This is a genomic window from Proteus sp. G2300 (assembly GCF_009915965.1).
Classification (GTDB): Bacteria; Pseudomonadota; Gammaproteobacteria; order Enterobacterales; family Enterobacteriaceae; genus Proteus; species Proteus vulgaris.
Window position 1 is genome coordinate 1 of the sequence record NZ_JAABNK010000004.1, and the last position, 12,838, is coordinate 12,838.

9 protein-coding genes, 1 rRNA gene and 1 riboswitch are annotated in these 12,838 nt (G+C 41.2%); of the genes, 2 read left to right on the plus strand and 8 right to left on the minus strand.

Going from position 1 to position 12,838, the window contains the following annotated elements; translation table 11 throughout:
• Positions 1-52 precede the first annotated feature (52 nt).
• The 3 genes from GWI97_RS01325 to btuB form a co-directional block, all read right to left on the minus strand.
• Positions 53-1,595 (minus strand): 16S ribosomal RNA (locus GWI97_RS01325).
• A gap of 397 nt (positions 1,596-1,992) precedes the next feature.
• Positions 1,993-2,859 (minus strand): glutamate racemase, encoded by an 867-nt coding sequence (gene murI / locus GWI97_RS01330; protein WP_103005225.1) that lies wholly within the window; start codon positions 2,857-2,859, stop codon positions 1,993-1,995.
• Positions 2,804-4,672 carry a TonB-dependent vitamin B12 receptor BtuB gene (gene btuB, locus GWI97_RS01335; RefSeq protein WP_087802661.1) on the minus strand — a complete coding sequence of 623 codons (1,869 nt, stop codon included), beginning with the start codon at positions 4,670-4,672 and terminating at the stop codon, positions 2,804-2,806. Before btuB ends, murI begins: the two co-directional genes overlap by 56 nt.
• 69 nt (positions 4,673-4,741) lie before the next feature.
• Positions 4,742-4,948, minus strand: a riboswitch (cobalamin riboswitch).
• Positions 4,949-5,061: 113 nt separating this feature from the next.
• Between btuB and trmA the strand changes: the two genes are divergently transcribed.
• The gene (gene trmA, locus GWI97_RS01340; protein WP_087802664.1) at positions 5,062-6,159 is read left to right on the plus strand and encodes a tRNA (uridine(54)-C5)-methyltransferase TrmA; all 1,098 of its coding nucleotides are present in this window, start codon (positions 5,062-5,064) and stop codon (positions 6,157-6,159) included.
• A 123-nt stretch (positions 6,160-6,282) separates the two neighbouring features.
• Here the strand turns inward: trmA and GWI97_RS01345 are convergent, their stop codons facing one another.
• Positions 6,283-6,684, minus strand: a complete 402-nt coding sequence (locus GWI97_RS01345) for a YijD family membrane protein (RefSeq protein WP_087802667.1) — start codon at positions 6,682-6,684, stop codon at positions 6,283-6,285.
• Complete coding sequence (fabR, locus tag GWI97_RS01350; protein ID WP_036933247.1) at positions 6,684-7,370, minus strand: HTH-type transcriptional repressor FabR; 687 nt, start codon at positions 7,368-7,370, stop codon at positions 6,684-6,686. The genes GWI97_RS01345 and fabR overlap by 1 nt, the downstream gene beginning before the upstream one ends.
• Before the next feature lie 199 nt (positions 7,371-7,569).
• Here fabR and sthA point away from each other — a divergent pair, with 199 nt between their 5' ends.
• On the plus strand, positions 7,570-8,967 hold the full coding sequence (gene sthA, locus GWI97_RS01355) for a Si-specific NAD(P)(+) transhydrogenase (RefSeq protein WP_036933249.1): 1,398 nt from the start codon (positions 7,570-7,572) through the stop codon (positions 8,965-8,967).
• On the opposite strand, the gene oxyR is transcribed toward sthA, so the two are convergent.
• From oxyR to GWI97_RS01370, 3 genes are all read right to left on the minus strand, one after another.
• Entirely contained in the window at positions 8,959-9,876 is a 918-nt protein-coding gene (oxyR, locus tag GWI97_RS01360; RefSeq protein WP_036933251.1) for a DNA-binding transcriptional regulator OxyR, read from the minus strand. The two genes, sthA and oxyR, sit on opposite strands and share 9 nt — an antisense overlap.
• A gap of 232 nt (positions 9,877-10,108) precedes the next feature.
• Positions 10,109-11,491, minus strand: a complete 1,383-nt coding sequence (argH, locus tag GWI97_RS01365; protein ID WP_036933253.1) for an argininosuccinate lyase — start codon at positions 11,489-11,491, stop codon at positions 10,109-10,111.
• Between the two features lie 80 nt (positions 11,492-11,571).
• On the minus strand, positions 11,572-12,780 hold the full coding sequence (locus GWI97_RS01370) for an argininosuccinate synthase (RefSeq protein ID WP_036933255.1): 1,209 nt from the start codon (positions 12,778-12,780) through the stop codon (positions 11,572-11,574).
• Positions 12,781-12,838: the final 58 nt, after the last annotated feature.

The following is a 12,838-nucleotide window of genomic DNA, read 5'->3' on the forward strand; positions in this document are numbered from 1 at the left end:
TTCTTCATCAGACAATCTGTGTGAGCACTGCACATAACACGTATCTCTTAGGTAAGGAGGTGATCCAACCGCAGGTTCCCCTACGGTTACCTTGTTACGACTTCACCCCAGTCATGAATCACAAAGTGGTAAGCGCCCTCCCGAAGGTTAAGCTACCTACTTCTTTTGCAACCCACTCCCATGGTGTGACGGGCGGTGTGTACAAGGCCCGGGAACGTATTCACCGTAGCATTCTGATCTACGATTACTAGCGATTCCGACTTCATGGAGTCGAGTTGCAGACTCCAATCCGGACTACGACAGACTTTATGAGTTCCGCTTGCTCTCGCGAGGTCGCTTCTCTTTGTATCTGCCATTGTAGCACGTGTGTAGCCCTACTCGTAAGGGCCATGATGACTTGACGTCATCCCCACCTTCCTCCGGTTTATCACCGGCAGTCTCCTTTGAGTTCCCGCCATTACGCGCTGGCAACAAAGGATAAGGGTTGCGCTCGTTGCGGGACTTAACCCAACATTTCACAACACGAGCTGACGACAGCCATGCAGCACCTGTCTCAGCGTTCCCGAAGGCACTCCTCTATCTCTAAAGGATTCGCTGGATGTCAAGAGTAGGTAAGGTTCTTCGCGTTGCATCGAATTAAACCACATGCTCCACCGCTTGTGCGGGCCCCCGTCAATTCATTTGAGTTTTAACCTTGCGGCCGTACTCCCCAGGCGGTCGATTTAACGCGTTAGCTCCAGAAGCCACGGTTCAAGACCACAACCTCTAAATCGACATCGTTTACAGCGTGGACTACCAGGGTATCTAATCCTGTTTGCTCCCCACGCTTTCGCACCTGAGCGTCAGTCTTTGTCCAGGGGGCCGCCTTCGCCACCGGTATTCCTCCACATCTCTACGCATTTCACCGCTACACGTGGAATTCTACCCCCCTCTACAAGACTCTAGCCAACCAGTTTCAGATGCAATTCCCAAGTTAAGCTCGGGGCTTTCACATCTGACTTAATTGACCGCCTGCGTGCGCTTTACGCCCAGTAATTCCGATTAACGCTTGCACCCTCCGTATTACCGCGGCTGCTGGCACGGAGTTAGCCGGTGCTTCTTCTGCGGGTAACGTCAATTGATAAAGGTATTAACTTTATCACCTTCCTCCCCGCTGAAAGTACTTTACAACCCTAAGGCCTTCTTCATACACGCGGCATGGCTGCATCAGGCTTGCGCCCATTGTGCAATATTCCCCACTGCTGCCTCCCGTAGGAGTCTGGGCCGTGTCTCAGTCCCAGTGTGGCTGATCATCCTCTCAGACCAGCTAGAGATCGTCGCCTAGGTGAGCCATTACCTCACCTACTAGCTAATCCCATATGGGTTCATCCGATAGCGCAAGGTCCGAAGAGCCCCTGCTTTGGTCCGTAGACGTCATGCGGTATTAGCCACCGTTTCCAGTAGTTATCCCCCTCTATCGGGCAGATCCCCATACATTACTCACCCGTCCGCCGCTCGTCAGCAAGAAAGCAAGCTTTCTCCTGTTACCGCTCGACTTGCATGTGTTAGGCCTGCCGCCAGCGTTCAATCTGAGCCATGATCAAACTCTTCAATTAAAAGTGTTTGATGCTCAAAGAAATCGAAAACTTAGCTATTCATAAATGAATTTACTTTTGTTGTTCACTCTTCAAGACTTGATACATCTAATATTTTAGAAGATATCGTCTCTGCGAGTGCCCACACAGATTGTCTGATAATTTGTTAAAGAGCAGTGCAACATTCGCTGCCGTTTCCGGTCTTCTGCGTTGTTGCGAGGAGGTGCATTCTACATCTTCCTCATTTCGTGTCAAGCGTTTATTTTCAAGGCTTCACACTTTTTTCTTCGTTATCTCAACCAACTCACTTAGTGTGGTTTGCCGTGACAACGAGGGCGCATTATAGGGAGTTTTGTGAAGCTGGCAACACTTTTTTTGATTTTTTTTACTGACCGTTGAATTTTCCATCAAATTGCACTTAAAGTGCCAATTTTCTGAGCGATTTGAAACCAAAGTTCGCTAAAACAGGTTTTAGTAATTCGCTATTCTCATCTTCTTTTAGGCAATAAGCGAAGCTAATTTCATTTGAACCTTTAATTTTCGCTTGATTTACGACCAGCCACGCAGTTCTTCGTGCAATTGCAGCACCAGAATCAATAATTCGTGTGCCATCAGGTAAAATAGAAAGAAGCTCATCTGCTAATAAAGGGAAATGAGTGCAACCTAATACGACAGTATCTGGTGGCTCTTTCATTTTTAACCAAGGTGCAAGAACTTTGCGCAGTTCATCTAAAGAAACGCTTTCACCATGAAGTTTCTTTTCTGCAAGTTCCACCAGCTCTGCCGAACCTAAAGAATGAACTTTGCAATCAGTCGCAAAACGTTCAATCAATTCATGGGTATAAGGTCGTTTTACCGTTGCTCTTGTTGCTAATAATCCAACCACGCCATTGCAAGTCAATTTAGCTGCGGGTTTGATAGCCGGCACTACACCTACAATAGGAATATCAGTAAATTTTGCCCGTAACGCGGGAAGGCTTACTGTACTTGCCGTATTACAGGCAATTACAATTGCCGCGAGATCATGTTTCTCGGCAACCGCGCTAATGATATGAACAACACGGTCAATAATGAATTCTTGTGATTTTTCACCATAAGGGAAAGCTTCATTATCAAAAACATAGATATAGTGAGCATCCGGTAATTTTTCACGGATCTCACGATAAACAGATAAACCGCCAACCCCTGAATCAAAAACTAATACAGTAGGGTTAGCGGTAAGTTGTGCATCAGAAGTTGTAACTTCCTGTGAGGAAGTATTCTCGTCCTGGCGTACGATAGCCATAAGCTGTCTCATAATCTTTATCAAACAGGTTGGCTATTCTACCACGAATTGAGAGATGTGATGTAATAGGATATGACGCAGTTAAGTCCCAAAGACTCACACCACCTAAAGAAACATTTTCATAAGTCCCGTAATCTTTATCCGTGCGCTGACCAATATATTGGTAAGTCACTCCCATATCGAGTTTCTCAACTTGCCAATCAAGTTGATATTTCAACTGTTGACGCGCACGACGATCAAGACGTTGATGTGTTTCTTTATTTCTTGCATCTATATATTGAAGGTTAAAGGTGTGATGGAAAACCCATGTATCCATTTCACCTGTAAACTCCACACCTTTAATTAACGCTTTGCCCACATTGTAATTACGGTATGGATAATTCGATTCGCCTTGGATCAATGAGTCGACATAATTACGATACGCAGTGATTCGCCATTCTAAAGGGCCAGTCAGTCCTTCAAAACCACCTTCCCACTGTTTACTTTTTTCAGGCTGTAAATCAGGGTTACTTCCCCACTCACTATAAAGTTGCGTTAATGTGGGTGCTTTAAATGCCGTACCATAACCACCAATCACACGATAGCCATCGACAAACTCCCATCCAATGTTAGTTTGCCAAGTAGTATGCCAACCATATTCCGAGTGCTTATCAGAACGCACAGAAGCTTCAGCAATAATCTCGCCTAACTTTTGCTGTCCTGTTAGATATAAGCCGGTATTATCGAAATGCTCTTTATTAGGAAACCCGTTAGAACCCGCTTTAATAGATTGACGTTGCCAATCAACACCCCCACCTACACTGCCATTTTCTAATAAAAGGTGATTTCCCCACTGCACATTATATTGTTCAGAGTTGGTAAAACGGCTTCCTTTACCATAACGACCATAACGAGGATCATAGTCATAATCTTTAGTGTAGTTATAACTGGTATTTAAAGAAGAAGAGTAGTTATCACGATGGAACTTCACACCGCCATCATAGGTGCGACTAAATAGTGCTCTTGTATCCGTTAAGATATCGTTATAACTGTCATAATAAGCATCATAAGCGGTACGATTATCAAAACCATAAGCACGTGCATATAAAGAAACGCCATCGTTAATATCGTGATTAACCCCTAACCACAACGATTTATTCATAAATCCATCGCGATCAGGTTGCGGGTGGCCTCCTGTATTCCCATTTGCTTCTACATCATAGCCTTTGGTATAGAGATAACTGCCCGCTACCGTTAATGTTGTTCTATCTCCGACTTTCTGTTTTACAGAACCATCATATTCTTGATAACCATGAGAGCCCATTGTGGCATTAAGCGTTCCTCCTTCCGTTTTTCTTTCTGTCAGGATATTAATCACACCACCAATCGCATCTGAACCATAAACAGAAGAACGAGGCCCTCTTATATATTCAATACGTTGAACAAGAGAAAGGGGAATTTGGCTAATATCAGAGCTACCAGACACATTAGCCTGATTTAAACGCACACCATCCACTAAGATCAGTACATGTCGAGATTCTGCGCCACGTACATAAATAGAGCTCATTTGCCCTATTCCACCGTTTTGCCCCACATCAATACCCGGCATTCTGCGTAATACATCAATCACACTATTACTCTGCCAGCGATCAATCTGTTCACGTTCAACAACGGTGATAGGCGCTAAAATAGAAGAGTTCGGCTCTTGAAAGCGGTTTGCTGTCACACTCAATGTATCGCTGTTATTAGCAAACACACCAAAACTACTCACCATTACACTCAAAGCCACACTCGAAGCTATACTTGAAATAAAGAAAACTTTTTTATTATTCATGAAAATCTGCATCCAACAGAATAAGTAGCAGGATGCCGCCAAAATTAAATAAAACGCGTATTTAATTTAAGATGCGACAGGTCTTCGGCAGGTCTTCGGACTCTAGGTTAAATAAACAGAATTATGTATTTAAGATAATGACTTCCCACTGCACTTATTAATGTGTTCGTAGTGTCTTTTATTATCCTTGATCCTATTACCGCTGCGCGTCAGTTCTGGCTTTGCACCAGATTCCCTTTTCACTCCCATAAGGAGACCGAATAACTATGCTACGATTTCAATTCCATTGAGTCCAGAAATTGAACATGAAGAATACTGGACATCTTCATGAGGATCTCTACAATTTCGCTCGCTTAACTTTATTACTGCCAAAAACAAGGCGAGATACCATGCAGAATTCATTACCAACGCAAACATATCAGTCTCAACTGAATGAAAAAACACAACGTCTACAAACGATGATGGCACCTTTTAATGCGCCTGACGCTGAGGTTTTTTCATCACCAGAACAGCATTATCGTATGCGTGCGGAATTCCGCATCTGGCATGAGCAAGACACGCTTTATCATATTATGTTTGACCAAGAAACTAAGCAGCGTATTCGTGTTGACCACTTTCCAGTTGCCAGTCAACTGATTAATAAAATGATGGTTGCCTTGTTAGCAGAAATCAAAAATAAACCAACATTGAGACAAAAATTGTTTCAAATCGATTATCTTTCGACATTGAGTAATAAAATTATTGTCTCATTGCTTTATCACAAGAAATTGGATGAAGCTTGGCAACAAGAAGCTCAAGCATTACGCCAGACCTTAATTACCCAAGGCTTTGATGTGCAGTTAATCGGTCGTGCATATAAAACAAAAATTATGCTCGATAACGATTTTATTGATGAAGTGTTACCTGTCGCTGGTAAAGAGATGATTTATCGCCAAGTTGAAAATAGCTTCACGCAACCTAATGCTCAGGTCAATATTAAAATGTTGGAATGGGCATTAAAGGCAACAGAAAACGCGAAAGGTGACCTGCTTGAATTGTATTGTGGTAATGGTAACTTTTCATTAGCGCTTGCGCGTAATTTTGAGCGTGTGCTGGCAACAGAAATTGCAAAACCATCTGTTCAGGCGGCGCAATACAATATTGCGATGAATCATATTGATAATGTAAAAATTATTCGTATGTCTGCGGAGGATTTTACGCAAGCAATGAATGGGGTAAGAGAATTTAAGCGTCTAGAAGGGGTTGATTTAAAAGATTACCAATGTGAAACCATTTTTGTCGACCCACCTCGCAGTGGTTTAGATGAGAAAACTGTAGAGCTGGTTAAAACTTACCCTCGCATTTTATACATTTCTTGTAACCCAGAAACATTGTGCCAAAATTTAGAGATTTTAATTAAAACACATAAAATCAGTAGGTTAGCTTTATTCGATCAATTCCCATACACCCACCATATGGAATGTGGTGTGTTATTAGAAAAAAGATAACGGCTTATTTCTCTTCTTAGAGTAAAAAATTCTTTAATAACGCGAATAAAAACAAAAACACCAGCAAGATAACTTGCTGGTGTCAAAATTTCGCTGTGTTTACAACAAAGAGATAAGTACAAACTAGTACTGTTCTGCTTGTGATGCTCTTTCAGCTTCTTCAGCCTGTAGGCGTAAGCGTTGGCGCTGTTTAAATTGACGATAAATCCACAACGCAACAATAACAATACAAACAGAAGAGAAAAAGTTTGAACCCCATTCAGGGTTAACGGTTCTGGTGTAAGCGTTATAACCGAATAGACCTAATAAAAAGAATGAAAAAATCAGCTTAGGCATACCATCGGTCATAGGTTGATTTAAATAGCGCTGATACAAACAGTAAACGGCCAAAATTAAACTGATGAGTGGGAAAATTGACCACGTCTCAATAAATGAATTAAAAAAACTCGAATAAGTACCATGTAAAGCGACACCAATGACTGTGGCAAGTAATAGCGTGCTTTTTTCACAGCGATTTTGTTCCATCATTTGTCTCCTTTCTGATGCGTTTTTTTCTTTATGTCTGGGTTATCTTGTAGAGGTGTTTGCGTCTCTTGCTCACGTCGATACCAATAATAAGCACCTTTAGCAATCATACGCAGTTGTAAAACTAATCTTTCTTCTAATTGTTGACGCTTTTCAATATCAATATCCAGTGCTTCTGCGCCTGCACTAAATACAATAGTGACCATTGCTTCAGATTGCATTTCTGTAAAATAACGTGGCATATGACTCTCTTGCTCAAGATAGTCTGCCAGTTCTGCAATAAAATGTTGGATCTCTCGTGCGACTGCGGCACGAAATTCCGCCGAAGTCCCAGAACGCTCACGTAATAATAATCGAAACGCATTAGGATTATTGCCAATGAATTCCATAAAAGTCGCTACTGATGTTCTGATAACACTGCCTCCTTTCGCAATGCGTTGACGTGCTTGTCGCATCAGTTGGCGTAACATCAATCCACTTTCATCAACCATTGTCAGCCCAAGTTCATCCACATCTTTAAAATGACGATAAAATGAGGTAGGTGCAATACCCGCTTCTCTTGCTACTTCTCGTAAGCTTAAACTGGTAAAGCTACGCTCAGCACTGAGTTGGCTAAAAGCAGCCTCTATTAAAGAGCGACGGGTTTTTTCTTTTTGTTTAGCTCTGATGCCAATATTATTACTCACAGAAATCCTGATAATCCTAATTTGGTTTATGCTCAATATATCAAACTTTGTTAAAAAAGCAGTGCGTGCAATCATCTCTAAAGGCACATTCTCATAAAAACTCAACAAAGTGTGACTAATGCCCTTAATGTCAATTGGGCTATTATTCATTCTAATGTTAATATAGCGTTGTCGGTTTGTATAAAACAGGTCTCTTCTTATGCAACATTCTCATTTCGATGCCATTGTTATCGGTTCAGGTCCTGGCGGTGAAGGCGCGGCCATGGGGCTGGTTAAACAAGGAAAACGCGTCGCAGTTATAGAACGTTATAACAAAGTCGGTGGTGGCTGTACTCATTGGGGCACGATCCCCTCCAAAGCCCTACGCCATGCGGTAAGCCGCATTATCGAATTTAATCAAAATCCCCTTTATAGCGACCAGTCTCGTCTTATTAACTCCTCTTTTTCTCAAATACTTCGTCAAGCTAGCACCGTGATTAGCCAGCAGACTAAAATGCGCCAAGGCTTCTATGAGCGCAATAATTGTACAATGTATTCTGGTGAAGCCGCATTTATTGATGAAAATAGGATCAGCGTACGTTACCCTGATGGTACTTGCGATATTCTTTCAGCAGATAATTTTATTATTGCAACAGGGTCGCGTCCTTATTGTCCGCCTGATGTCGATTTCTCTCATTCTCGTATTTATAACAGTGACACCATACTTGATTTAGAGCATGAGCCTCACCATGTCATTATTTATGGCGCCGGTGTCATTGGTTGTGAATATGCTTCTATTTTTAGAGGGTTAAGAGTAAAAGTAGACTTAATCAATACACGTGACCATCTATTGTCTTTCCTTGATCAAGAGATGTCTGATGCTCTTTCTTATCACTTCTGGAATAACGGTATTGTGATTCGTCATAATGAAGAATACGAAAGTATTGAAGGTGTTGATGATGGTGTTATTGTTCACCTAAAATCAGGTAAAAAAGTCAAAGCAGATTGCCTACTCTATGCAAATGGTCGAACAGGAAACACAGATTCGCTGGGTTTAGAAAATGTGGGTATTAAAACAGATAGCCGTGGACTCGTTTCTGTTAACGCGCATTACCAAACCAGTTGTGAACATATTTATGCGGTAGGTGATGTTATTGGTTATCCAAGTTTAGCATCAGCAGCTTATGATCAAGGTCGTATTGCTGCTTTAGCAATTACAGCGGGAAAATCAGAAACACATTTAATCGAAGATATCCCAACCGGGATCTACACTATTCCTGAAATTAGTTCTGTTGGTAAAACAGAGCAACAACTCACTGCAATGAAAATTCCTTATGAAGTGGGTCGTTCTCAATTTAAACATCTAGCAAGAGCACAAATAGCAGGTATGAATGTAGGGAGTTTAAAAATTCTCTTCCACCGTGAAACTAAGCAAATTTTAGGTATTCACTGCTTTGGTGAACGTGCAGCAGAAATTATTCACATTGGTCAAGCAATTATGGAACAAAAAGGTGAAGGCAATACTATCGAGTATTTCGTTAATACAACCTTCAACTATCCAACAATGGCAGAAGCCTATCGTGTTGCTGCACTGAATGGTTTAAACCGCTTATTTTAATGTACTTTGTTTTTTTGCATAAAAGGCGGTCATATGTTCACGGATTGTCTCTGCAAGTTGTTCATAACGATTACGCAAAGGCGATCCGGGACGATAAACTAAAATAATAGAACGTGATGGATTGGGATCTGTACATTCTAGATAACAAACCCCATCACGTTTTTGTTCTTGAGGTACAGATAAATCAGGTAATAGGGTTATTCCGCTACCTGCAGCGACCATATTACGTAACGTTTCTAAACTGGTGGCTCTGAAATGAGTATCTTCTTTTGCACCTGCCTGAAAGCAAAAACCAAGCGCTTGATCGCGTAAACAGTGCCCATCTTCTAACATCAATAAACGCTGACCAGCTAAGTCCCCCATAGGTACAGACTCTCGTTCATGCCATGGGTGCCCTTCATAAATTGCTAACTTCATCGGCTCTTCAAATAGTGGTACTTCAATAAATGGAGCACTCTCTTTTACCATTGCTAAAATTGCACAATCGAGCTTCCCACTATCTAATTGGGCTAATAAGTTATGTGTTTGTGCTTCATGAAGGTACATCTCTAACTTAGGATAGTTTTTATGCAATTCAGGAATAATATGAGGCAATAAATAAGGTCCAACAGTAGGGATAAGCCCAATATGTAAAGGTCCAGCCATACTTTCACCTTGCAATGAAGCCATTTCTTGTAACACTTTGACTTCACGTAGGATCGTTTTCGCTTGATCCACCAGCAATAAACCTTGTTGAGTAAACAGAACTTTACGGCTAGTTCTTTCAAGTAACATCACACCAAGTTCATCTTCAAGCTTACGAATTTGCCCACTTAATGTTGGCTGACTCACATGGCAAGAATCTGCCGCCCGACGAAAATGTTTATGCTCAGCTAGAGCTACCAGATATTCCAAGTCACGGATATTCATTGCAGATCCTACATTTATTGCTGATAGTTAATGTCTATAGATAATATATCAACTGATAAATTTTTCTATCAGTCGAATGTTATTCTGTCTCTCTTTTTTGGTATTTTCTTAATAAAGACTTCAAACAAAATAATTAATTTCGATATTATCGGCAATTAAAAATAAAAGAACAGAGTAAAATTGACTCTGTTCTTTTGGAATAACAGTAAGTTATCTTAGAGAGATTTTTTTCTTATTTATCCATATTTAAAGCTTCTTTGGCTTTTGCTATCGCATAAGCGACCTGCTTTTGAGAAACTCCCCCCTTTGCAAGACGTTTATCTAAACAAGATTGAAGCGATAAAATATCGTACACATCAATCATGATTTTATCGTTAAACATCTGTAATTCAGAAAGAGGTAGCTCTTCAATCGCTTTACCTTGCTCAATCGCACAGACAACTACTTCACCCACAATATGGTGCGCTTCACGAAATGGCACGCCTTTAGCAACAAGATAATCAGCCAGCTCAGTCGCATTCGCATAACCTTGTTTAGCTGCTTCTTCACAACGAGGACGACGAATTTGAATACCATCAAGGACAAGTGTTGCCATATGCAAACAATCAGACCATGTATCGATCGCGTCAAATAGACCTTCTTTATCTTCTTGCATATCTTTATTGTAAGCCAAAGGTAGACCTTTTAAGGTCATCATCATACCCGTTAGTGCACCTTGAACACGTCCACATTTCCCGCGAATAAGCTCAAGCGCATCTGGGTTTTTCTTTTGTGGCATTAATGATGAGCCAGAAGTCACTTTATCTGATAATTCAATAAAACCCGCTTCACCACTATTAAAGAATATAAGATCTTCTGCAAAACGAGATAAGTGCACCATGCCAATAGCGGCTGAAGATAATAGCTCTAATACATGATCACGATCGGATACGCTATCTAAGCTATTGTGAGTCGCACTCGCAAAACCTAACCATCCCGCTAATTGTTCACGATCGATATCATAAGCCGTTCCTGCCAAAGCCCCACAACCTAATGGGCTGATATCTAAACGCTTCAAAGCATCAGCTAAACGACTTTCATCTCTGGCTAACATTTCATTGTAGGCCAAACACCAGTGTGCAAATGTGACTGGTTGAGCGCGTTGTAAATGGGTATAACCCGGCATCACAGCATTTTGATTTTGTTCTGCGGTAATAACTAATGCTTTTTGTAGCTCAACAATTGCTTGGCGAAGATGAATAACCTCTTCTTTGCACCATAATTTTAAGTCTGTTGCGACCTGATCATTACGACTACGGCCCGTATGTAATTTTTTACCTAAATCACCCACTTTAGCAATAAGCTTACTTTCAACCCAGCTATGAATATCTTCTGCATCACTTTGTAAAATAGAGTGCGGATTCGCAATGACTTCTTCTGATAACTCATTTAAAGCTTGCTCAAGTTGCGCTTGTTCATCTTGCGACAATACACCAACTGTGACTAACGCTTTAGACCAAGCTACTGAGCCAAAGATATCCTGTTGTGCCAGTCGAAAATCAAACCGCAGTGAATCATTGAATTGTTTAAACCGTTGATCAGCTTCCTGACTAAAACGTCCACCCCAGAGTGCCATAATCGCTTCCTGTATTTATTCTGTGTAATTAAAAAGTGAGAGTGATGCATCTCATCTTGGCATCACTCTATTGCCTTACGTTATTTCTTGCTCAATGCACGAATACGGGATGGTAGGGAATATAAACGGATAAACCCTTCAGCATGGCTGTGATCGTAAACCTCATCTTCACCAAATGTTGCAAATTCTTCAGAATATAAACTATTGTCTGATTTCTTCTGAATAGCATTCACATGACCTTTATAAAGCTCTAAAACCACTTCACCATTCACCTCTTTTGCCAGTGATTCTGCAGCTGCTTGTAGTGAAGCACGGATTGGCGTAAACCAACGACCATCATAGGCTACATAAGACATCTCTAAGCCCAATTGCTGACGCCATTTAAACGCATCCCTATCAAGAACCAGTTGCTCTACACCACGCAGTGCAGCCATCATAATGGTGCCCCCCGGTGTTTCATAACAACCACGAGACTTCATTCCCACTAACCGATTTTCAACAATATCAATACGTCCGACACCGTGTTTAACACCTAATGCATTTAATGTATCTAAACATTCAAAAGGTGATTGTGTTTTACCGTTTACAGCAACAACCTCACCTGCTTTTACCGTAACAGTCACTAATTCTGGTGTTTCTGGGGCTTTCTTAGGATCAACTGTCCATGCCCAACAATCTTCATTTGATGCATTCCATGGACTTTCTAATACCCCTCCTTCCGTTGAAATATGCCATGCGTTTTCATCACGGCTATAAATTTTCTCAAGTGTAGCAGTAGTGGGAATATTACGGACTTTCAGATAATCCAGCAGTGCTTCACGAGAACGTAAATCCCACTCTCTCCAAGGTGCGACGACTTTTAGTTGTGGAGCAAGAGCTGCATAGGTGCTTTCAAAACGAACTTGATCGTTACCTTTACCTGTTGCACCATGAGCAACAGCATCAGCACCTAATTTTAATGCCAATTCAACTTGTGCTTTAGCAATAACAGGACGCGCCATCGAAGTACCTAATAAGTAGCTACCTTCATATAAAGCACCTGTTTTTAATACTGGGTAAACATAATCTTTGATAAACTCTTCACGTAAATCGATGATATGACACTCAGAAGCACCAGATGCTAATGCTTTTTGTTCTACGCCAACTAAATCATCACGGCTTTGGCCAACATCTGCAACAAAAGCGACAACTTCACAGTTATCGTAATGTTCTTTTAACCAAGGAATGATCGCCGAAGTATCTAATCCGCCTGAGTATGCTAGTACGATTTTTTTAATACCTTTAGTCATAGTGATAACCTTCAATTTCCAATTTGTTTAAATTCTGCCAACTATCAAATAGCGATAA